The sequence below is a fragment of the Paenibacillus sp. M-152 genome (genome assembly GCF_003856555.1).
GTDB lineage: Bacteria > Bacillota > Bacilli > Paenibacillales > Paenibacillaceae > Paenibacillus > Paenibacillus polymyxa_C.
Window position 1 is genome coordinate 16,695 of the sequence record NZ_CP034141.1, and the last position, 23,533, is coordinate 40,227.

The window sequence follows — 23,533 nt, forward strand, 5'->3', positions numbered from 1 at the left end:
TTATAGGATGGCCCTCTCTAATTAAACTATCGTTTCCCGTAATTATAAATACTTCATCATGATGTTTGAAACGGTCTGTTGTTGATTCCCCCAATCATAATCGGAGTTATCCAGTATAAAGGATTGAAAAGGAAGTTGCTCAATAATGTGCAATTCTAGCTCTCGTCGATACTCAAGGAACTGAATATATCCTTCGTACCCGTGCAGCCCTTTATTCTTTCCATAATTCTGCTCTGTATGGTACCAAATCACAAAATCCAGCCACTCTGGAGACCTCATCGTTTTCACTCGCTCAATCGTCTCACGGACACTAGGTTGCTTCAAATAAAACAAAATTGGATTTAGGTCTTGAATTTGCTCCGCAATCTGTAATACATGCTGAACAAATCGATCATTTCCAGCATCGTGTCGAGCGAGTAATGCACACCCTGGATTCTGTAAAAAACAGCATTCGAGTATGATTAGCTTTTCCTTTTCTCGCTGTTCTTTAGCAAAGGAACCCCAACGTTGAATCATCAACTCGCAAAATTTTTCTACAGGTATTCCATCGTAAATCTCATAACGCTGGATTTCCTCATACAGGCTTGCGGGAATTCCATTTTGAGCTGATTGCTGCGCAAGTGCATATGCGATTAAAGAGTCGTTACCGTGCAAAGATACAAACGGATCAATGTAATGAAACACATCGGAATAGCTAGACCGTAGTCTATCAAGTTCTTCGTTCGGCACACATGCAACCGATTCATAATCAGCGGGATGTCGTAAGTTCCCTTCTAAAAATAATTCCGTTTCTATTTGATGCAGGTTTAACATGTCATGTATGTATCTAGATAATGTGGATTTGCCAGAGCCAGGTATGCCTTCAACGATAACCAATTTCGTTTTCGTAGCTGGTAAATTCGTCATAGTATCACGCCCTTATGAATTAAAAATCCTCTGACGAGCAATAAAAAAGCATTGGGTCTTGAGGACTGACCCAATGCTTTTATCGATGAACTATAATTATTTAATTATTACGTATTCCAGGTTAACCAGTTTTGCATAAGTAACAATTTGGTCTGTGGTTAGATTCAAGGAAACCACGGTATGGTGACCGCCACCGTTCTCAATCCATGCTTTAACTCCATCTTGGAAGTTTGGCTTCACGTTCCACAGTACACGAGCCACTGGAAGTTTTGGAGCAGGAACTGTTGGTTCAAATGCAGTAACCTCATTGATCAGCAGTTTATAATGGGTGCCAAAATCAGCCATGGAAACAACTACACCGTCTCCTGCCTTACCGTCAAATACCAGACGGGCTGGATCTTCACGATCGCCGATACCTAACGGAGACACAATGATTTTAGGCTTGTTGCTTGCCAACGTTGGGTCAACTTCAAGCATATGGGATTGAAGGATCGATTCCTGACCCGCTGCTAATTCATAGGTGTAGTCTTCCATAAAGCCAGTGGATTGGTTATGGCTCATGACTTTAAGCAGACGATCGAGCGCTGCAGTCTTCCAGTCTCCTTCACCCGCGAAGCCGTATCCTTGTGCCATCAAACGTTGAACGGCAAGACCAGGAAGCTGTTTCATACCATAAAGGTCTTCAAAGTTCGTAGTGAAGGCAGTATAGCCGCCATCATCCAGGAATCGCTTAATAGCAATTTCATAGCTTGCTTGCACTTTTACGCTGGATTCCCAAGCTTCCTTGCTGTAAGTACCATAATCAAATTCATAGAGTTTGGCGTATTCCGCGAACAAAGCATCAATTTCTTCTTCCTTCACAGCATTGACGTACTGAACAAGGTCGCCAATTCCGAAGTAATCAACAGTCCATCCAAATTGGATTTGGGCTTCAACCTTATCGCCTTCCGTAACACCAACGTTACGCATGTTGTCGCCGAAGCGGGCAACTTTGATATTGAAGCTTTCGTTATAAGCAACCGCTACATCCATCCACTCTGCGATTTGCTTTTGCACTTCTGCACGTTCCCAGTAACCTACAACCACTTTATTCTGTTTCTTCAAGCGGGCGTTGATAAATCCATATTCACGGTCACCATGAGCTGCCTGATTGAGGTTCATGAAGTCCATATCAATCGTAGCCCAAGGAATGCTTTCATTATACTGTGTAGCCAAATGAAGCAGCGGCTTTTGCAGCAATTTAGTACCACGAATCCACATTTTTGCAGGTGAGAAGGTATGCATCCACGTGATGACACCAGCAACCTCGTCGCGATAGTTGACTTCTTTCATAAGGCTAGTGATTTTGTCTGCACTAACTGCCAGATCCTGCAATACAAGCGGATAAGGCAGAACGCCGCTCTTATTTAGGGCATCGGTCATTTCTTGTGCGTGTGCTTTGACTTCTGCTAATGCTTCTTCTCCATACAGATGTTGTGAACCTACGACAAACCAGAACTGTTTTGTACCTACTGTTGACATAACATTCATCCTCTTTTCTTCGTTTGTTAGTTTAGTTGGTCTTATTTTTGGCCGTAGTAAGCGTCTTTCCCATGTTTGCGTAAATAGTGTTTATCCAGAATGCGCTGCGGCAATTCTTCGGCAAAATGATTTAATTCCCGTGCGAATAAGTTCATTTTCGAAACTTCTTCCAACACGACGCTATTCATAACTGCGGATTTCGCATCTTTCCCCCAAGTGAAGGGAGCGTGACCCTTAAGCAGGACACCCGGCACTGCTAAAATATCCAGCCCGCGCTGCTCAAAAGTTTCGATGATGACACGGCCGGTTTCGGCTTCGTAGCCACGATCAATCTCCTCTTGTGTCAGGAAACGAGCACAGGGAACAGAACCATAGAAGGTGTCTGCATGAGTAGTCCCCATTACAGGTACATCCAGGCCCGCTTGGGCCCAAATCGTCGCCCAAGTCGAATGCGTATGCACAATACCGCCGATCTCTGCGTAGTGCTTGTAAAGTACGGCATGAGTCGGTGTATCCGATGAAGGTCTCATCTCTCCTTCAACAACATTGCCGTCAAAATCAACAACTACCATATCGCTAGGTTTCATCGTGTCATAACTAACACCACTCGGTTTAATAACGAATAAGCTGCGTTCACGATCAACCGCGCTGACGTTACCCCAGGTGTATTTCACGAGTCCATGTTTAGGCAAATCCAGATTGGCTTGAAATACTTCTTCTTTCAGCTGCTCTAACACGTCAATTCCTCCAGTTTTCCACTAGATTATCTACAGCAGCCTGCTCAATCGCCAGGCCTTGTGTGTAGCGTTCTAGGAATGTTTCGAATCCCTTAACATCGGAACGGTCAGGATGAATTTCTTGTCCCTCAACATCTCTGAATACTTTTTGGTCGAGGAAGTCTTCCAGACTTTCTTGTTGATCCTTGTTCATCATGTAAGAAGCCAGAATAGCCATACCCCACGCTCCGCCTTCTCCAGCTGTTGCCATCACTGATACCGGAACATCCATGGCTGCCGCAACAATCTTTTGTCCGACGATAGGGGTTTTAAATAGACCACCGTGAGCTAGAATGCTGTCAATTGCGACGTTTTCTTTCTTTGTCAGAATATCCATCCCGATTTTCAGAGCAGCAAACGCAGTGAACAGATGAGTGCGCATGAAATTGGCCAAATTGAAACGGCTCTCAGGGGAGCGGACAAACAATGGCCGGCCTTTCTCTATTCCGGTGATATTCTCTCCTGACAAATAGCCGTAGCTAAGTAAGCCGCCGCCATCTGGGTCTGCTTCCAAAGCCTTGTTCAGCAACACACTGAATAATTGATTCGGGTCTGCCTTTTGCCCCATGGCCTCATAAAATTCACGGAACAAGCCCAGCCAAGCATTGAGATCACTTGAGCAGTTATTGGCATGAACCATTCCGACCGGATTCCCGTTCGGTGTAGTCACCAGATCAATTTCCGGATATACCGCCGAAAGATCCTTCTCTAATACAATCATGGCAAAAACTGAGGTTCCCACAGACACGTTGCCAGTACGTTTTCTCACACTATTCGTAGCGACCATTCCTGTTCCCGCATCACCTTCTGGAGGACAAAGCGGAATACCTGGTTGTAAATCGCCGGATTTATCTAAGATTTTGGCTCCAGCTGCGGTTAGTACACCTGCCTGCTCGCCCGAGATATGAACTTTAGGAATAATGTCTTGTAATTTCCAATCGTAGCCTTTGGCTGCAATGAGTTCATCAAACTGCTTAACCATCGACTCGTTATAATCATGTGTAGTCTCATCAATTGGGAAAATACCCGAAGCGTCTCCGATACCAATTGCTTTGTTGCCAGTCAGCAGCCAGTGAATATATCCAGCCAACGTCGTCATAAAATCAATATGAGGAACGTGTTGTTCTTCGTTCAATATCGCTTGATACAAGTGAGCAATACTCCATCGCTCAGGAATGTTGAATTGGAATTTATCAGTTAAAGCTTTTGCTGCAGCCCCGGTTGTCGCATTCCGCCAAGTCCGGAACGGAACAAGCAACTCACCCTTGCTGTCAAAAGCCATATATCCGTGCATCATTGCAGAGAATCCTATAGAACCAACCGTATGAAGGGTGACTCCATATTTTTGTTCAACCTCTTGTTTCATTTCACTATAAGCCTCTTGCAGACCCGTAATGATAGTCTCTAAGTTGTACGTCCAATATCCGTCTACCAAGAGGTTTTCCCACTCATAGCTTCCAGATGCGATTGTTTCAAAACGATGATCAATCAGCACTGCCTTGATACGTGTGGATCCAAATTCGATACCAAGTGAGGTTTCTCCCTTAGTAATCGCTTGTTTAATGTCTTGATCCATGCTCACGTTACTCCTCTCTCTGAACAACTGTTATAACTGCAATAATCAAAGAAGGCGCTTTCTTTTGTTTACAGCCTTAGTATATTTTTTGTGCGTACATTTGTCAACACTAAAACATAGTTATGCCTACAAATAGTATGATGAACCGAGTATTTTTCTATTTTATCTTTAGTATTTATACAGATAGGACAATAGATTATAATAAACTCATAATTATGCTAAAATATGTACATACAAATATTATGGATGCATCAATTAGTATTAGAACAACTTGGAAAGAAGGAATAAAGTGAAACCAAAGTATCAGGTTATCCTTGAGGATATAAAAAGCAACATTCTTTCAGGAGCATACAGCGTAGGAGAACAAATTCCAACGGAATTGGCTTTGCAGGATAAGTATAAAGTTAGTCGCCAGACGGTTCGCAAGGCTATTTTAGAACTATCCAACGAAGGTTTTTTAAGAAGTGAAAAAGGATCGGGCACCTATGTCAGCAACCAATTCCGATCAAAAACCGGTGGGAATTCCAGTAATAAAACCATTGGAGTCATCACGACCTACATCTCTGATTACATCTTTCCCTCTATTATTCGCGGAATTGAGGCCAGATTAAATGAAGATAATTATTCATTACTATTAGCGAGCACCAATAATGATGTCGCACAGGAAAAGAAAGCTTTGGAGATGATGTTGTCCTTTGGTGTAGACGGTTTGATCATTGAGCCTACGAAGAGCAATCTATATAATCCCAATATCGCTTACTACCTGACGTTCAAGGAACAGGATGTTCCATTCATCATGATTAATGCTTATTATGAAGAGTTGGAAGTGCCTTTCTTTTGCCTCGATGACGTACAATCCAGCTATCTGGCAACCAAAGAATTGATCGCTAACGGACACACACAGATCGGCATCATTGCCAAAATGGACGATTTACAAGGAAAGTATCGAATGAAGGGCTATATCAAAGCGCTTGGAGAAGCCAAATTACGGTTTCACCCAGAGCAAGTGCTCTCATTCTATACAGAGACAAAGCAGGACCTATCCACCAACTTGAAGAAATTCCTGACCGAACAAAGAGACGATTTAACCGCAATTGTCTGCTATAACGACGAGGTCGGATTAGAAGTTGTACATGTATGCAGACAACTTGGAATATCCGTTCCCGAAGATTTGTCCATTATTGGTCAAGATAATTCCTATATTTCCAAAAATGCGAACATCAAACTCACGACATTGACACACCCACAGGAACAAATGGGCCGTGATGCCGCCGATTGGGTAATTAAGAAACTGCAAGGGAAAAAGGATCTAAGCAACAACACCTATTACCAGCCCGTGTTAATCGAAGGAGAGACAGTAAAGAAGAAACTGAATTGAAGGGGTTCATAGCCCCTTTAAACCTAGTGCCTAATTGTCATATGACACTTTGGAGTGATTTGGTATGGTGGGTGACGAAATGTAACTTGTTGGTATGACAAATCCTTTGCCATACTGGGTTTTGCCGGACGCATAAGGCAAAAATACATTTCAAGGAGAAACCATTCATGGAAAAAATGATTTACACCATTCTCGCGGTTCTACTATTATCTACTACGATAACTACCGCATGTATGGCACCCAACGGCGCGTCAGTTGCCGCACCCGTTAACATACCAGTTGCATCTGAAAAGGCTAGCTTGGAGGGGCCGCGAGATGCCAAGGAACTAGAAGCTTTTGCAGATGGTGTTTTTGCGGACAAGATGAAAAAGTTTAATACCGTGGGTTCTAATTTTGTGGTCGTCGCAGGTGGGAAAGTGATACTAAGCAAAGGTTACGGGTATGCCGACAAAGGCAAAAAAATCCCTGTTGATAAAAATACCGTTTTTCAAATCGGCTCTGTTACAAAGTCATTCACTGCATTGGCAGCTATGCAGTTGGTTGATAAAGGAAAAATGGATTTAAAACACGATATCCAAGAGTATTTAGGAGGAATAAAGGTTCCGAATAAAACAGGAAAAAAACTGACGATGTTTGATCTACTTACATATTCAAGTGGATTTGATGAACCAGATATTCTCATGGAGATGCATCCAGAATACGCGGACAAATATTTTCCAATGAAGAAGTACATTGCATCAAATATGCCAACTGTGGTCAGGCCCCCAGGAGAAGCGTACACTTATGACAATTTTGGTTTCATGCTAGCGGGATATGCAGTAGCAAACGTAACGGGTATGTCATATTCCAAATATATGGAAAAGAATATTTTCAAACCGTTAGGCATGAATTCGACGAGTGTGCGGTTTACCCCCCAATTGTTAAGCAGAATGGCTGCTCACTATGGACCAACAGGTGAACTGATTCCCTTGGACGGGTTTAAACCAACGGAAAAACCTGAAGGCGGTATCGTTTCAACCGCAGATGACATGGCAAAGTACCTCATTATGCACCTGAACAAAGGCAAGTACAAAGGTAAAGAAGTGGTGAGCCCAAAGAGCATAGAGCAAATGCACACATACCAATTATTCCCTGACAAGGAGTTCCCGGTTACAACAATTGGATTCGAAGGCTACTTCAAAGAGAAGATGAATAATCAGCATGTGATTCTAAAAGGAGGGAATGTTACAGGGCATTCTTCCTTGATTGTTATTCTGCCTGAGAAGAATACAGCGATGTACATGTCCTACAATAACGACTCCATGATGAGTCTTGACGTGTATGAAGAATTTATGAATCATTATTATCCGAGAAAATCGGAGGTTCCAAAGTCAACCTACGCGACATTAAGTGAGCAGCAGGCCCAAGACTACGTGGGATTATACCAAAACACGCGTATCGCTGCCTTAAGGACGAAGGTTTCGTATTCGGACGGGAAATTAATAATGGAGACAGGAACATCAGGCAAACATACACTAAAAATGATCCACCCTTTATTATTTGAAGATGAATCAGGTAATAAATTGACGTTTAATAAAAATGAAGCAGGCCATATTGCATATTTGTATTACATGCAGCTCCCAGACCTCGTTGCTTATGCGCAAAAAGTAAACATTGATTCACCATTTTCTGATGTACCTGCGGATAGTAAATATATTTCATATATAAACAACCTTAATGCTTTGGAAGTCATGAGCGGAAAGTCAGCCAACCTCTTCGATCCGAAAGGAACGATGACTCAGGGAGAATTCTCAGAAGTGCTACTGCGCGCCCACGGGTGGTATAAACAACCTTTCATGATTGAACCGAATAAGAAGCAGATGATAGCGGGACTACGTAATTATCAGCCTAATTCTCCTATCACTAGACAAATGGCGGCGGTAATGATCCAGAACCTGAAACAGGTTGAGCCTGGAATTAAGGTTAAATTGAGTGGCGAAACGGATGCTTGGGCAGTTAAAGCAGTCACAGCTTTGGTTTCCCAAGGTATCATGGACCCGAATACCAAGATCAATGTAGACGGCTCCATAGACTTCCGCTCCAAACAGCTTTTGAAGCGTCAAGAAGCCAGTGCCTTGTTGGATCAAGCATTTAATTACTATACGTTGCCAATCAGTCACTAATTCAAAAGATTAAATAGAAAAAGTAAAATAATACTCCTAATATACAAAAACGCTACTGACAACGGAACATCAGTAGCGTTTTACATTTTTCGGATTCCTCGTAAATCCGATTTCGGAATGTTCAGGCTCTGCCACGCCATAATTAAATCAAAGGTGAGTCGCAGGTGCCGATCATCTTTTAACCAACATATAGTGAGGGGGAAAATAATGAAAAGCCAATTGAGAAATATTACGGTTGACGGTTATGCATTCGTTTATTGGTATACAGGCGGGTCTAGCTTCATCTTAAACCTATCTCCGAAAGAAAATAAAAACATCAAGATTACGTTAATCTTCCAGGCAGACCCTCCTGAAGAAGAGCCTCACACTTCTTGGTCCTTTTATGACATTCCAGCACAAATTAATGGAATGGAAACTGTTATTCATCTGGGTAAACCCAAGCATATCGCTGAAATCATCTCTTACTTGATAGCAAAACGACAAGAGCTTTGGATTCAGGGGAGACCTCAAGTTCTGGATCATGCCTGGGATTTACTAAAAGAAATGGGTTATTGCGAGTTTAAGCCAATCTGGATTAGACAGTGGTAGTCGTAATGGCTTGTGGACTAGCCCCCTCTGACCACCCAAAGGGAGCTTAAAGTCCACAGGTTAACGATTATTCGTTATTCGGCGTGGTCGGACTAGCCGAGGGCATCAAGCCTTTAACGGCGCCGAGAAATGGGCGAATGGACTTGATCATACCGTAGCCCATCTTCACAACAGGGACAAATTTCTGGATCATACCGAACAGCCGTAGGCCGCCGCCGAGCATACCTCCAAGCCCTCCTGCGCCCGCAGTGGCACCGCCAAGTCCACCAAGTCCGCCGAACAGCGAGCCCATCATCGGTAGGAATGCCGACACCTTGGCATCCGGCTTGCGGGAGCGCGAACGGCCAGATGGTTTGCGTGCGCCGCTTCTCCGGTTGCCGAGACGGACGCCTGGGGCATGCGCACCAGCTCTACGTTTGAGAGATCGGGAATCTTGCTTCCCGGAAGAAGCACGTGGGGGAGCTCCAGTACTCGCAAGTACCAACCCGCCACGATTAACGTCAGTGATGTAGCCGACGTAAGTCTCTCCGTTGTGCAGGGTGACACAGACCGGACGGCCTTGAAACTTCTTAGCCCGTGCACGCATCTCTTTGGATTGTGCCATGGAAGTTCACCTCGCTCACTGATTATAATTCAGTTTACGCCAGGGGCGGGCTGCCTGCTTGTGCGAATGGGGCATATGCACGCCGAAAATCGTTGGATGGGCTCACCGCCGTTCAAGTCCTCCTAAAGGTCCCCACGCTATATCAAGAGAATTGCCAAAAACCTGCTACTGGATGTTGTATCTCAGTCGTCCCCATTTTGGCGAAAATATATAGTGATCCAAAACCAAAAGGATAATTGTAATCCTCCTGAAGCAACGTTTCGGGGTAGCCATCTTCATCTACCTGAAATAAAAAAGAGAGTGATTCCTCCTTCAGCTTCGTAAAATAATAGTCTTCATTTTGAATAAGTCTCGGGTTTCCGCCTACTTTGATTAAAAAAGACTGATCCATCGATTTTTCGTCATGGCTTAGCTCCCCGTTTGAAATTGCATGCTTTGTAAGACCTGGGTTAGTAAACATATCTTTGACGCTTTCAGTCGAAATGGGATGCTCAATCACCTTGATCGAGCAATTAGGATAAATGTTATTTTCCAAATACTCCTCATAGTCTTCAGGGATGAAGACCGAAATCATACTCTCAGGTTTAAAGGGATGGACGAGACTCAAGTAAAAAACATATTTTTGGTTACCTTCGTGAATGAGGTCTTCTTGATCATCAAAAAATTCAGGTGCATTCCCACCGATCCAGCCTGCACTATGTTCGTTCAATAGGGCCGATCCCGCATAATAAAGAATACAATTTGTTCTCTCAACTAAAATATTCTTTTGGTTTTCATTAGGCATTTTACAACTCTCCCTCAAGAAACTTAACGAGGTGCTTAAATGCGAATACCCTTACTCTGCCGCTTCCGCCAGCCATGCTTGCATAGCCGGAGACTCCGCCCGATTCAAACGTAGGGCGATTTCGGTATTGATCTCATCTGGCGGCATAACCTCGACAAGGACGCATACAGACTCTCGCGGTTGATTCAAGGCAAATACGCCTTCATCATCGAGCCTTTTCATCGCTAGCTCCATGGCCTTCAGCCTCGAATCAAATTCACGATTCCATTCGTCAGCTTCAAGTTCCGCAATGGAAGGACGCTCCATAAACAATTGTTTAACATCATCGAAGTTCTCATCTCTAAAACAACAATAAGGTGAATCGGCATAGGACCATTTGATGAGTTCCGCAATCGTTGATTCCGGTGTGTCGCTTTCTTCTCCTTGCCTGGCCGCTTCTCTCTCCAAGGCCTCCCATGACCAGGCGGAGATACTTGGCGCATGTCCCTCTCCAGTCGTAAATAGCGTGCAGTAATAGTAACGTTCGCCATTTTCAAACAGAGTGCGAAAGGACGTCCTAGCCACATCGGCAATCTCTGCCGTCAGCGCCTCTATCTCTTGCGTCGGTTTCATGACATTCGCCCCTTAGCCCCATAAAATATATATCTTATTTCCATTATAAAAATTGTTTGTCCTAAATCTACCTACTTCTTGCCTGAATCCTGGAAATAAGCGCTTAAAAACAGAGTTGGAGAAAAAAATGAAAAAGGGGCTGGCACAACCAGCCTCTCTCCTTTAATATTCTCGTCAATCTATATATCCTGCTTGAGCTAAATCTCTTTCCACTTCTCCTTCAAAGCTTTCAAATCTTCTACGAAGAACCTAAGTAGATTGGGTCGTCTTCTTACTGCAAGCGGGTGATAGGTGAAACTGATGGGCGTACCCTGTAACTCATACCAGGTGTCTCGTAACTCCTTGACACTGGCACCCTCCTTATTAGAGAATATGGCTTCCACTACGACATTACCAAATCCAAATAATACAAGCGGCTGCTTCTGAAAGAGCTGCAACTGTAGATGAGGGAGACACGCGGCTCTAGCCTCGGGTTTATTATAGGCACGCATCGGTCGGCATTTTAGCAAATAGGTGACATAAACATCATTTACGTCTATCCCAGCCTCTCTCATGCCGTATTGTAGTGTTTCTCGGGTACCGCATAAAAACGAATTTCCTTCCCGATCCTCCCGGGCTCCGGGATTATCCAGAATCATCATAAGTGGAGCTTTCGGATTTCCTTCACCCCAGATGACACGATTCCGCTGCTTGGATAGCTCGCAAATTTCACAATGCTCTATACCATCGGGTGCTTGTTCTTCAGGTAAAATTACATAGGGATGATCCATTTCCTTGTCGTGTAGCCCCTTCCTTTCACACACAATGAATCTATTATGCCCACCTCAAGCAAAAACTTGCCTAAGGTTCAGCATAACGGGTCCATCGGAAAAAGTAAGGGCACCTAAACTGGATCAAAAGAAGCGTAAAAAAATCGCGTCCTCCAGAGGAGAACGCGATATAAACCAGCTTGACTCCGTATTTCAACATCGTCATTTAAGCTTTCGAGCGACCACCGCTAACCGACCGTTTTCGGTCGAGTACTCACACGTAGACAGTACAATAAGCTTGTCGCCATAACGAGGGGTCACACCCGTTTCATATAGAGCAAGTTTTTGGATGTTCTGAACATACGAATCGAACTCGGCGGGCGTACTTACTTTCTCAATCTGGTAGTATTTAAATACATCATCTGATTTGCGATAAACCTGTGACAGAATAACGGCAACAACCTCATACTCTTCCTTTTCATAAAGTGTACTGAACTGGAACGTAGCATGCTCCTTATAGAAGCTTTCTTGCTTATACTTCATCAAATCTTTGAACATCCAGCCGTTTTTCATATGATGTCCGTGAATCAGTAAAATATCGGAACCGTTGATCCGGCTGTGCTCGTCCAAAAAGGGGAGACCGAGTTTGCTCTTCTTTTTATCGAAATCATGATTGAGATAGTACTGCTCATCTTGTGGATTCTGCATAACCGGGTACTCAATTCGGGTGCCGTTAATCTTCAGCCAACCGACGATGTCCGGGTTTCTCTCGTAAAGCTCTCGAAATTCGGGAAGCATGACCGGCTCATTCGCTTTCGTAATCAAAGGGGAGGGGATCGCCTCCCCTCCTCCTTTGTCCGATTGTTCCTCCCAAACTTTTGCTAACTCTTCGATTTTCACTTGATCGGCATAACCCCACAGGAAAATTCTCGCTATATTGGCGAGAGAGAATACCAACACAAGGAAGGAAACGGCGATAAGAACTTTTTTAGTTTTACTCATTTTCTTACCGCCTTTCCGGTTACTGAACATGCTTTTTCTTCTTGCTGCTGAGTAAACAGAATCCAAGCGTAATCAAGGATATCAGCGCCAAAACCATATAGAAGATTGGCGATGGACTGCTATCCCCTGTTTTCGGAGCATCGTCCAGCTCGTAATCGCCATTGGCGACTTCATTGTCGACGCTACCGCTTGCGTTGTTGCCTTTGTTGATTTCGTTGTTCACGTTGCCTGCTCCGTTATTAACGTTGCTTGCTCCGTTGTCGACGTTGCTTGCTCCACTGTTAACGTTGCTTGCTCCGTTGTTCACGTTGCCCGCTCCGTTGTCGACGTTGCTTGCTCCGTTGTTCACGTTGCCCGCTCCGTTGTCGACGTTGCTTGCTCCGTTGTTCACGTTGCTTGCTCCGTTGTTCACGTTGCTTGCTCCGTTGTTCACGTTGCTTGCTCCGTTGTTCACGTTGCTTGCTCCGTTGTTCACGTTGCTTGCTCCGTTGTTCACGTTGCTTGCTCCGTTGTTCACGTTGCTTGCCCCGTTGTTCACGTTGTCTGCTCCGTCGTCGCTGTTATCGGTACCGCTACTGCCACTGCCGGACCCAGTTCCGCCGCCACTGCCGCCACCTCCGCCGCTAGAACTTATCGGCTTCAACTGTATATCGTGGCGTACGATGTCGCTTCCGACCGAGATAGTTGGGCTTGTGTACGCATCATACCCGGCTTTGGTTACAACCAGATAGTAATCCGTGTTCGGGAATACCATGTATGCATATGCGCCGTTTACGTCACTGTTCTGACTTGGGCTGGCGTTATCATTCGGTGCAAAGCCCGGAATCGCTGGCAGCGTTACTTTCGTGCCCGGCACGATGCCGCTCGCTGTGTTTCCTGGCGTATCAGCATAATATAGCGTCACTTCAGCGCCTTCAATCACCATGCCGGTTGTTGCATCCGTAATGATGCCATACGGGTCAACGAGCCCCTGGGAAATATTCAATTCCCCGTTGGCCTTCACATCCAGATCCGCTTGAAGGACCGTTAATTCTTGACCTGGCGCCACTTCGTAGCGCACTTCCATTTTGTAAGTCTTCGCGGCTAAACCGTCCGCTGAGAAGACGCCGTTCGACTCTAGGTTGAACGCTTTGGGAGCGCCATTCTTATCCACTACATACTGGTTGCTGGCATCCCGCAAGTAGATGTGCATCTTGCCAGCGAGCTTGCTGTCCAGCAGCGAAGTCTGCCCTTCAGGCTGCTTCAGAAGCACAATACCTACCGCCGTAATATCAGCCGGAACGGTCTCGTCCGTCACACTGCTGTCCACATTTGCTTTTTGCGTGAACTCGACAGGCACATCCTTTCCGCCTACCGGATACCACTTCGTAAATGTGATCGTGTAGTCGGTAGCTGCCTCGGCAATGACCGAATACTCACCCTTCTCATTCGTCTGAATCGTCTGCTTCTCGCCTGTCTTCAGATTGGTCACTGTGATGGACGCATTCGGAATGACTTCTCTTGTGTTGTTGTCACGGAGCACGCCTTCCAGAACTGGAAGCTGGCGGGTATTCACAAAGCGTGCTTCAGCCGCGCTTTTCACCGGAATGGTACCCGTGCGAATGAGACTAGCAGGATCTGTCACATAGCCGTCGTCCGTGTAATTATCTTCGGTCACCGTATATTGGAGATACGTAGGAAGTCCTTCCACAATGAAGAGTTCCTCATCTTTAAGCTCAAAGGTATCCCCGCTTTTGATGGTGCCCTTACTACCGTCCGACTTCTCATAGGAGTAGGAGCCGTTTGCTCCCTCGCCTGTGAAGGTGACCTTGTACTTGAACGCCTTCGTTTTGTTACCGCCATTACCTTGAACCTTGTTGCTGATTAGCAGGCTCCCCGTCATGACTCGCATGTTCTTGAATGGGGCAACTTCATCTTTACCCTTCATGACTCCGGTATAGTACCGCTCCCCAGGAGTAGTCATGTATTCATCGGTTGTGTAGTCTTTCTGGGTAACTGTGTAAGTTAGATTCTTAGGCAGGTCCAAAACATCCAGTGTCTCTCCATCCTTGAGCCGAAGGGTACCGCCGGACTTGATCGAACCTTTGTCGCCGTCCGACTTCACGTAAGAGTAGCTTTCATCCTTACCTGCACCCGCAAAGCTGACGGTGTATTCGAACTCTTTTGCCTTGTCGCCGCCGTTGCCCATGACCGTATTGCTGATGGTCAGCTTGTTGACAACCCGTTCATTAACAAAGTCCGCCTTGTGGTCGCCTTTATTCACAATTGTCCCGGACCATTCTCTCGTCTCCGGATCAGTCGTGTAGCCGTCAACGGTCGTATAATCGCCCTCGGTTACGGTATAAACCAGACCCGCAGGCAATATCGGCAGCATCGCAGTTTGTCCGTGCTTGAGGGTAATCTTGTCACCGCTTTTGATCTTGCCATACGTATTATCTGGCTTCTTATAGGTGTACTCTCCGTCCTTGCCTTCGCCGTTGAAGGTCACGGTGTACTCAAACTCTTTGTCCGGGTCGCTGCCGTTGCCTTCCACCTTATTGCTGATGGTCAGCTTGCCTTCGGCCGGTGTAGGAACGATCAGCGGATTGTTCGATTCCACCTTCTGTCCATCAACAAGGACAGGCTTGCCGGGCGCATCGATGACACGTACCCGGTATATCGTAGTCGTAGGCAAGTAAGTGAGGAGATCAATATATGTCTGTTTGAGCAAATAATCCCCTGGCACCTGAATAATGAAATTCGTTTTGCCGTCCGTGCCCGTCATTTTTTCCACCATTACATTATTTTCTTTATCCCTGGCCGGTGTACCGTCAGGATTGAGCAACTGAAACTTTACATCCTTCAGCGGTGTTGTACCGTCGGGACCGACCTTCTTGAGGAAGAGCAGGCCGTTTTCATTGGCACTTCCCGCTACATCGTTCGCGTCCAGCATAATACTGCTCTGCGCTCCGATCGGCGGAAGGGAATCATCACCCATCAGCTTGATGGAATTCCCAGCCGTTCCCGGCTGCATGCCCTGGGATTCGGTCTGGTAAACGATCTGATAAAACTTGTTCGGATCGACAAAATCAAACCTAAGCGTCGACCCCCCGGTTGCCGGGTCTGTGCCTGCGGTGACTTTCACCTCACTATTCGGATCCGCAAGATTCAGCGGTCCTCCATCACGCTCCAAAGTGCCATCCGGCTTCAACTTGCCGGGATAGACAGCGATGTCGGAAGGTTCGAGAGATAGGCCACCCTCCGCATTTTGGCGCAGCTTCAGACCTTTGGCGAGAGTATCCAGCAAATAAACGCCCGGCTTCATCTCGAACGGAGGCGTGTAATTTACCGTCCATTCCTGTACCCCAGAAACAGGCTTTCGCGCCGTCTTGCTCAGAGACTGCACAGGCACAATGATTCTGTGAGCTTCGGTAGCACTATACGGCTTGTCTCCCCACTTCATGGAGAACACAGCCTGATTCTCCCCGGCGTTATTATTGCCTAGCTTGTAATTGGCAAGCGCGGCATTGGTTGGACGCGCCTTCACCAGAATGACGTAGGGACTCTCCAGCTTGGAGAAGGTGAAGGTTCCTTCATTGTCATCCTTGGTAAAGCTCACCACATGCTGAGGCGTACCCGGCGCAATGACTGAAACGGCCTGTGCATATCTACCACTTCCGCCTTTACTATCGGTTCTATAGCCGGTACCACCTTTATAAAGTCTATAAGCCTCGCCCGGAGCATAATCTACAAACTCCCAGCCTTCCGGCAATACATCCACCAGCTTGATGTCGCTGGCTACACGGGTGCCGCCATCCTTGGCCATCTCCTCCGTATTGAAGCCTGGCATGTTCACCGCCAGCCGGAAGGTGACCGTTCTATCCTTGCGGTCATAGCCTGCCAGGATGTAATTGTCAGGACGGGAGTTGTCCATATACCAATTCGGGTCGCTGGCCACGGGCGTTCTTTTCCATATGCTGTCGCTCCATTGGCCTGAATAGTTTCGGTTCCAATCGGCTGCAACCCCCTCTAAACCCGCCGTGTTCGCATACAGCATCTCCTTGTTCAGCATCCGCACAAGGTTCGAGGTGTTGGCTTCGGCGCGACTCACATAATCGTCACCGTCGAAGAGCAGTCCCCGGTTGCTCCATGTGTTTCCAGCGTTATCCTGGCGGAACAGGTTATCCGGATTGGTAGTGACAGACTCAAAGGAAACGCTCCCTGGTACATCTCCTTTGTACCCGGTAACTTTGATAAGGTCCGCCACCCGCTCGCCGTTCACCGTCAAGGGGATCACTTCACCATTCAACCCATTGCTCACAGTCAACGTATTCTCGCGGTATTTTTGCCAAAGCTGCTTGGTGTCGATCTGGCTCTTGATTGCTTCTAGAGTTGTCGACGTTACCTTAGGATTGGCATCCAGATTATTCAGTACATCGAGAGAATCGCCGTGAACCAGCAAGTCATAGACGACTGGAGCATCCAGATTGTACTGCAGCGTCAAGTTTATCGTCCACTTGGTGCCTGCGACGTTGTGCAGCGCGGTGGTTGTGGTCGCACTTTTCGTGAAGGCATGTGCGCCAATTCTAACCTGTGCAGTGTCCACAACGGCAGCAGGAGCGACCCAGCCGGTTGCATCGTTGTTCTGGATGGCAGTTCCTCCATCCTTCACATCCAATTCCCAGTTTGCGCGCGCTTTGTAATCGAAGATTGACTTGCTGCTGTCTGTCACCTTCGTCACAACTGTCATATAGAGGGGCCCGTCCAGATTCCCGCCGATGGCGGTTCCGATCTCGTACTCCCCTGCGGCGTTACGGGTAATTGGGGTATCCGTACCGCTGTCCCCATTCTTATAGGTTGCGGAAACAAACTCCGTCCCGTCGGGCAGGACGTCTGTAATCTTAGCGTTCTGCAAGCCGGTTCTGGACAGTACACCGTTATTGTTAATCCTTTTGTTGACCTCAACCGTCCACGTGATGAGCGTATCGTTTCCACTCTTGCCCGGCTTGCCGCTCGCCGCAATCCAGTTGGGGCGTATAGCAATCCGATGGGTATTTGATGAAGCCTTCACATCGGTAGCGTCACCCAAAAGCTTTGCGGTATTATCAATGCGGTTCCATCCATACTGATCAGCAAAATTTCCATTCTTTTCGTAGTAATAACTATTCTTAGGAATCCACGTTTTGAAAGTAATAGTCGCCGTGCTTTTGACGTTATCTACAGTGGATGCATCTGGGAACTTATAGAAAAGTGTGCGATCAGCAGAATAATCAGGATCTGCCGCATTTCCATCCACAGTGAAGGACCCAGGCACATATACACCGACGTTCGCAAGCTCATCAGAGAAAGTCAACCCGTCCAGCCGCATGGGGATGGTCTTATCGTCCGTGTCAGTTGCAGTTACTACCGCTCGCCACGTAATGGTACCCTCTTGAAAAGAAGGGCTGTTAATCCCACTGTCATAGCCGCCGTTGCTTAAGGAGCTTACAGTAATGGTATACTCGGGCACCAAATCCGAGTTTTTAAACTTATAGCCATCTCCGAAAATGGTCGTATCCCCGCCACCGCCAGGGGTCTGATCTGCTGCTCTAGCAGCAGCGGAAAAGCCGATTTTGACGTCGCGTCTACTGCCGTCATATACCCCTGCGCCATCAAACGTAATTTTGATTGAATCGGCAAAAAATTGGACGGTAGCAATTTTCAGTCCGCCCTGATTGATTGGCATAGGAGCTGTAGGCGCCAAATTCACACCAGGGAAGTAGGTTGCCTTATCCAGGACGGCATAATCCCCCTGCTGAATCACACTTTCGGGCGGAGCATTGAGATCGTCGCCCTTGGTCGGCACAGCGATACTATCCAGTTCAAGGGTAAAATTCTCCCGGCCGTTAATCTCGCCCCCTGCCGGAACCACAGCTTCAGGGTTACCCTGCTTCACTGTAAGCTTGAACGTCGGATTGGCGTTCGCCAGCACCGCCGTTTTGTCCGTCAGATTTGCCGTCAACGCCGCGAAAGTGAGCAGCGGAGCGTACACCGCCTCAGTTGCCGACGACGGTTGGTCTGGCGCGCCGTACACCGCCTCAGATACCGAAGGCGATTCAGCCGCATTCTGCGAGCCGGATTCGTCATCCGCATATGCAGCAGCAGGGAATACCACTGTCTGCAAGACAAGCAAAACTGCCAGGCAGAAAGATAGCATAGTTTTACCTAAACTGCTTTTTTGTTTCAATACGAAAATCTCCTCCATTTCTAAAATTTTTTTTGGGAGCGGCCAGTAACTTTTCCCTCTCATCTTTGGTCATCTTTCGCTGTTTACAACAGAAAGTTACCAAATTCGCCATATTTATATGGCGTGTCCGACCATTATAATATAGAGACCTAGACAAATTCTAAACAATTGCCAGACTTTAGACCCGATTTGATACAAGTCTAAGGAACTATACATAGTAAGCTAGACATGGATTCCTCCCTTCTTTATTTCTCATATTACCTCCCTCTGATGCTGCATCCACCAGTACTATGAGATTTTTAATAGACTGCGTATGGTAAGATTGACCATTCTTATTTATCGGATTTTTATTAATTAAAATTTAATATTTTTAAGTTCAAGGATCCTTTCATTGGCTAAAAGTAATACTCTTGACCTAAGAGTCCTCATTCAAAAAATCTGTAAATAAAACATAAATATATTTATCATATACAAACTATGTAATCTTCCTTCTAAGTTGGTAAGTGTATTAGGAAATTACTTTTTCACATACCAAAGGAGTCTAAAATCGCTTGCGAAAGTTCAACTTTTTCGGCGTCTCTTAGGAACGGTTCAGCTTATCGTCGCTATCAGCGAAATTGCTAAAGGAGCTGCCGTCGACAGCTCCTTGTTTTAATTCGATCTGGTGTGCGTATTGTTATTTTCTGACCTGTTTACCCACCGGAATACTCTGAGCAAAACGAAACACATTATGAGGATCTTACTTTCGTTTCACCTGCTTCAATCTGCCAAAGTTCTCGCCATAATACGCCTTGGGCCAGTTCTTAATCTGCAGATCGGGGAAATTCACATAATCCCCTTTAACAAAGGGACGCAACGCTCTGCGGAACCTTTCCACCCACTGAATATTCCGCTCCTGCTCCTCGTTGTTTCTCCAGCGGGCTGACAGTTCGTAGATTATCTCAGCCTTCCGATGAGGATAGGCCGTTGCAGTAGGCGATACTCGACTTACCGCGCTTCTTGCACCACCTAGCTCTGACTCCACACGCTAGAATGCCGGTTGGGTGCTTTGGCTAAAAAGTCGCGTATAATCCGTACTCCTTCAGGCGGCAAAGGTTGGAATCCGTAGGCCCCGGTTATTTTAAACTTTGGTTCTAAATTCAGGTCCGATTCGGCAAAAAAATGGGTTGCTTCAATAAAAGGTACTGTCTTCACCATCACCTTCACCGGAGTGCCTGCTCGCAAGAGCGGTCTAATCAATCGACGCAGCTCCTCTGCACCGCCAAGCAATTGCCCGGTAGATACAATGGTTTCCCACCTGCTTTGCAGCCACCTCAATGGTTGAGGTTAAGCTTGGAAATTTGGAAAAGCGCCTATTGAACTCCATTCTGGCCGTATTGTATGACGGATTACCCGGAAGTACGATCCTTCCGGTTAATCGTGTACGTTTCTTTTGCAACTTTTGTGCCATCTACTTTACACCATCCCCGCTCATGACATAAGCCTTTCTCATCAGCTTATTTCTATGTAGGGACACCTGTCCTAGTAACGGCAACTGCCCAGTTTATATTGTAAAAGTAGCACAGTATTAGATGTACTACTCACGATAATTTCTTAATTGCTTAGTTTCCTAATAAAGATCATTCAGGGTTCTAATTCAAGGTGCATCTTGGCTTCCGCCTCATCCCATGGCACCGAGTAACCCGCCCCTTTGGCGCAAAAGATGGAGGAGGAGGTATACAGTGGGTCTGCCCCTTTATAGTAGCCCATCCGTTCTATGACTTCCTCCGTATTATGGCAGCGGTCATAGCCACTGAACACGCAGCGAATACTGCCTCGTCCATGCGTAAAGGATGCGAATTCGGCACTGTAGTTCATGAAAGTCGATACAGGCACCCTGCCCGTGATCACCGCTTGCGTTCCGATTGTCTGCGGCGGATTAAAAATACCTGAAGCACGCTGAATATCGGACAGTACTCTGCCCATTTCATCGATAGTGACTTTGATTTTGAAATCGTAATAAGGCTCCAGCAGCACGTTGTCCACCTTCTCCAGACCCTGCCGTAGTGCTCGAAAGGCAGCCTCACGAAAATCGCCGCCATGGGTATGTTCTTTATGCGCGCGGCCCTTCAGAAGCGTAATGTTCACGTCGGTGACCGGCATGCCGGTCAGCAGTCCGTGATGCTCCCGTTCGTAGAGATGATTCCGAATCAGATTCTGATAGCTGACATTCAGATCATCGGCATGACATCTGCTATCGAACATGATGCCGCTGCCCCTTTCTCCCGGTTCAATCAGCAAATGCACTTCCGCATAATGCCTGAGCGGTTCAAAGTGGCCGTACCCTTTTACAGCCGATTGAATCGTTTCCTTATACAAGATTTCCGGTTGTCCAAAAGAGATAGCCAAGCCAAACCGCTCTCTAACAAGCTGCTCCAGCACTTCCAGTTGAATCAATCCCATGACGCGGATAGAAATCTCCTGCAATTTTTCATCCCAAACGACGTTTAGAGACGGCTCCTCCGCCTCCAACGTGCGAAAAACACCGAGCACCTTCTGTACATGTATCGAATTGTCGAATAATACCTTCGATTGTAACGTCGGCTCCGAATCGTAAGCTAACTTGTCTGATATCGACCCCAGGCCTTGTCCGGCCTCGGCGGCAGACAATCCGGTAACCGCAAACAAATCGCCGGCTTCTACTTGTTCCACCGGCTGCGATTTAAGTCCGTTAAACAAGAAGAGCCGCGTAATTTTTTCGTCATACTGAACCCCGCCGCTCTCGTAACTAAGCTGTTCTCTCACCTTCAGCCGACCACCCAGCGCCTTAATGAATGTGAGTCTCGCTCCACCTGCATCGTGCCGAATTTTATAAACCCGCCCCTGGAACGAAGCATTCTCATCATAAGTGGTTGTCGCCAGCAGATGCAGTTGATCCAGAAATTCAATGACGCCTGTATCCTGAAGCGCAGAGCCGTAAGCACAGGGGAAGAGAAGACCCGCCGCTATCATCCTCTGCAAAGCCTCCAGCCAGAAGCCGGAATCCTCTCTCCCCTCCAGGAATGCTTCCAGCAGGGCTTCGTCCCGCTCCGCCATGGCCTCCCGCAGCGGCTCGCCGACTATGCCGTCAGCGAAGCTCTGTGTAATGCAATATACTTCCCCCGTCAATTGCTGACGGATATCCGCCTCGGTTCTGCCTGCATCCGCGCCGATCCGATCTGTCTTGTTGATAAAGAAGAACGTCGGAATCCGATGGTTGCGCAGCAACTGCCAGACCGTCTCCGTATGACCCTGGACACCTTCAACTGCGCTTACAATCAGGATGGCATAATCAATGACCTGAATCGCCCGCTCCATCTCCGGGGAGAAATCGACGTGTCCGGGCGTGTCTATTATGTAATAGCTATCTCCCTTATATTCTATTACCGCCTGATCTGCGAACACCGTAATACCTCTTGCCCGCTCGATGTCGTGGCTGTCCAGAAACGTATCCTGATGATCCACCCGCCCCCGCGACCGGATACTGTTCGTATGGTACAGCAGCTGTTCCGCAAAGGTTGTCTTACCTGCATCCACATGGGCGAACAGGCCAATCGTTAGTCGCTTCATAGAACCCCACTTTCAACGCTTCTTGTTGATACTGCTCATTTTATTAAAGCATAGAAATCGGGAGAGTGGGTAGGAGTTGGTTTTGAGATAGGGTCTTTTTTCATAGACGGAAGATAAAAATAACGAATTGCATTTATACTGAACGATTTCTCCAGATTAAAATATAATTAATATACTATTAAAGGAAACTACCCTTCGAATCTACTCCAACTTGGAGAACTTCGCCTAACCATCATTCCCGACCTTATTATTGTTATAGTCGTCAATAATTGACATCGTTTTATTTGCCACTTCACTACCGAGTGAGGCATACAATTTCTTATCGCCAATCACATAAAATTCTTCTTTAGCTCGCGTCGCTGCAACATTCATCATATTGGGATCAGAGACAGCCCATCTTGCTGCCCCACTGCTATCAGAATCCGCGCCAAGAACAAAGTAGACGACCTTGGCTTCTTTCCCTTGAAAAGTATGAACTGTACCAATATTCGTTGTCTTCCCGTTTTCTCGTTTTGTGAATTTAATTTCGTCTAAAATCTGAACAAGCTTATAAGCCACATTTCTAAATGGGGTGATCACATAGATTTCATCCGCTAAATCCGGATCTTCCTGCAAACGTTTATCAATCATTTTTTTCAATAAATCTATTGATTCAGGTTCCTCAGCGACACCTCTGTAGGTCCCAGTCTACTTTTTCTCTTCTTGTAAGGCGGCTGCCCCGCCTATTAAACAGGGAATCTCAATATCATCAATGTCCATCATCTTATCTTTCTCTGCATCATAATATTCCCCGAATAAAAACAATGACTCATTTTTCCTATTCAATAAATAGGGGATAATTTTTTCACAAAATTCTGTAACACTTTTAAACATACACTCTGGAGCAATCCCCGATTCATCGATAACCAACAATTCCTTGTGTTCAATACGAGTAGGGTTACGATTTAAATGATACAGTTGAAAAGAAGTACCCTCACGATACGCTTTATAAATTGGAACTTCTATGGTTTCCATGAAATCTCCATCCGTATAATTCAAAGTAAACTTTACGGTCATCTCTATTCTCCTTTCAACAAACCTCA

General features: G+C 46.3%; 16 protein-coding genes and 1 pseudogene. 3 read left to right on the forward strand and 14 right to left on the reverse strand.

Annotation, left to right across the window (positions count from 1 at the left end; translation table 11 throughout):
* Positions 1-42 precede the first annotated feature (42 nt).
* The 4 genes from EGM68_RS00085 to EGM68_RS00100 all read right to left on the reverse strand — a co-directional run bounded on the left by EGM68_RS00085 (position 43) and on the right by EGM68_RS00100 (position 4,779).
* Complete coding sequence (locus tag EGM68_RS00085) at positions 43-906, reverse strand: P-loop NTPase family protein (RefSeq protein WP_129548463.1); 864 nt, start codon at positions 904-906, stop codon at positions 43-45.
* A 96-nt stretch (positions 907-1,002) separates the two neighbouring features.
* A complete protein-coding gene (gene araA, locus EGM68_RS00090) occupies positions 1,003-2,427 on the reverse strand; it encodes an L-arabinose isomerase (RefSeq protein WP_129548464.1) in 1,425 nt (474 codons plus the stop codon).
* 41 nt (positions 2,428-2,468) lie between these two features.
* Positions 2,469-3,164, reverse strand: a complete 696-nt coding sequence (locus EGM68_RS00095; RefSeq protein WP_129548465.1) for an L-ribulose-5-phosphate 4-epimerase — start codon at positions 3,162-3,164, stop codon at positions 2,469-2,471.
* 1 nt (position 3,165) lies between these two features.
* Positions 3,166-4,779 (reverse strand): xylulokinase, encoded by a 1,614-nt coding sequence (locus EGM68_RS00100; protein ID WP_129548466.1) that lies wholly within the window; start codon positions 4,777-4,779, stop codon positions 3,166-3,168.
* Between the two features lie 289 nt (positions 4,780-5,068).
* Between EGM68_RS00100 and EGM68_RS00105 the strand changes: the two genes are divergently transcribed.
* The 3 genes from EGM68_RS00105 to EGM68_RS00115 all read left to right on the forward strand — a co-directional run bounded on the left by EGM68_RS00105 (position 5,069) and on the right by EGM68_RS00115 (position 8,907).
* The gene (locus EGM68_RS00105; RefSeq protein WP_013373855.1) at positions 5,069-6,157 is read left to right on the forward strand and encodes a GntR family transcriptional regulator; all 1,089 of its coding nucleotides are present in this window, start codon (positions 5,069-5,071) and stop codon (positions 6,155-6,157) included.
* A 167-nt stretch (positions 6,158-6,324) separates the two neighbouring features.
* Entirely contained in the window at positions 6,325-8,319 is a 1,995-nt protein-coding gene (locus EGM68_RS00110; protein WP_129548467.1) for a serine hydrolase domain-containing protein, read from the forward strand.
* 207 nt (positions 8,320-8,526) lie between these two features.
* Positions 8,527-8,907 carry a hypothetical protein gene (locus EGM68_RS00115; RefSeq protein WP_129548468.1) on the forward strand — a complete coding sequence of 127 codons (381 nt, stop codon included), beginning with the start codon at positions 8,527-8,529 and terminating at the stop codon, positions 8,905-8,907.
* 67 nt (positions 8,908-8,974) lie between these two features.
* Here the strand turns inward: EGM68_RS00115 and EGM68_RS00120 are convergent, their stop codons facing one another.
* The 10 genes and pseudogenes from EGM68_RS00120 to EGM68_RS25595 all read right to left on the reverse strand — a co-directional run bounded on the left by EGM68_RS00120 (position 8,975) and on the right by EGM68_RS25595 (position 23,507).
* On the reverse strand, positions 8,975-9,511 hold the full coding sequence (locus tag EGM68_RS00120; RefSeq protein ID WP_129548469.1) for a hypothetical protein: 537 nt from the start codon (positions 9,509-9,511) through the stop codon (positions 8,975-8,977).
* Between the two features lie 142 nt (positions 9,512-9,653).
* Positions 9,654-10,295 (reverse strand): hypothetical protein, encoded by a 642-nt coding sequence (locus EGM68_RS00125; protein ID WP_129548470.1) that lies wholly within the window; start codon positions 10,293-10,295, stop codon positions 9,654-9,656.
* A gap of 51 nt (positions 10,296-10,346) precedes the next feature.
* Positions 10,347-10,907, reverse strand: coding sequence for a DUF4303 domain-containing protein (locus tag EGM68_RS00130; protein ID WP_129548471.1), 561 nt, complete (start codon positions 10,905-10,907; stop codon positions 10,347-10,349).
* A gap of 197 nt (positions 10,908-11,104) precedes the next feature.
* Entirely contained in the window at positions 11,105-11,677 is a 573-nt protein-coding gene (locus EGM68_RS00135) for a uracil-DNA glycosylase (RefSeq protein WP_129548472.1), read from the reverse strand.
* Between the two features lie 201 nt (positions 11,678-11,878).
* Positions 11,879-12,658, reverse strand: a complete 780-nt coding sequence (locus EGM68_RS00140; RefSeq protein WP_129548473.1) for a class B sortase — start codon at positions 12,656-12,658, stop codon at positions 11,879-11,881.
* A gap of 19 nt (positions 12,659-12,677) precedes the next feature.
* Positions 12,678-18,863: a DUF7601 domain-containing protein gene (locus tag EGM68_RS00145; RefSeq protein ID WP_240664116.1), complete on the reverse strand. Its 6,186-nt coding sequence runs from the start codon at positions 18,861-18,863 to the stop codon at positions 12,678-12,680.
* A 676-nt stretch (positions 18,864-19,539) separates the two neighbouring features.
* Positions 19,540-20,193: pseudogene (locus EGM68_RS26470) on the reverse strand (BBE domain-containing protein); the annotation flags it as partial.
* A 293-nt stretch (positions 20,194-20,486) separates the two neighbouring features.
* Complete coding sequence (locus EGM68_RS00155) at positions 20,487-22,451, reverse strand: elongation factor G (RefSeq protein WP_129548474.1); 1,965 nt, start codon at positions 22,449-22,451, stop codon at positions 20,487-20,489.
* A gap of 225 nt (positions 22,452-22,676) precedes the next feature.
* Positions 22,677-23,090, reverse strand: a complete 414-nt coding sequence (locus tag EGM68_RS00160) for an AAA domain-containing protein (RefSeq protein ID WP_481854942.1) — start codon at positions 23,088-23,090, stop codon at positions 22,677-22,679.
* A gap of 48 nt (positions 23,091-23,138) precedes the next feature.
* Complete coding sequence (locus EGM68_RS25595; RefSeq protein WP_165263971.1) at positions 23,139-23,507, reverse strand: hypothetical protein; 369 nt, start codon at positions 23,505-23,507, stop codon at positions 23,139-23,141.
* Between the last annotated feature and the right edge of the window lie 26 nt (positions 23,508-23,533).